Origin of the sequence: Bacillus sp. SIMBA_008 (assembly GCF_046535495.1) — a bacterium.
Taxonomy (GTDB): Bacteria; Bacillota; Bacilli; order Bacillales; family Bacillaceae; genus Bacillus; species Bacillus subtilis.
This window is the reverse complement of the sequence record NZ_JAWRWL010001341.1, coordinates 1-233: the sequence shown is the minus strand read 5'-3', so window position 1 is coordinate 233 and position 233 is coordinate 1. Positions and strand designations below refer to the sequence as shown.

The following is a 233-nucleotide window of genomic DNA, read 5'->3' as shown; positions in this document are numbered from 1 at the left end:
CAAGAAAAGTCTTTTCAGCAAAAATTAGAGAATAAGTTTATGTAGAAGGTGTCATGACGTAGTAAATATCATGACACCTTTTATTTTTACAATTAACTATGAAATTTTTTACTGTAAAGTTTTTATAGAAAATAAATTATTTCTTTTGCACTACAAGCAAAGGAATTATTAAATAAATTAAGTGAAAGGATAAATTTAGATGAGTTTGATAGAAGTATGTATAAAGATCTTGG

Annotated in this window: 1 pseudogene; it reads left to right on the top strand. The window is 24.0% G+C overall.

The features are described 5' to 3' along the window. Positions 1–135: 135 nt before the first annotated feature. Positions 136–233 (top strand): annotated as a pseudogene (locus tag SB658_RS27810) (DNA polymerase IV); the annotation flags it as partial.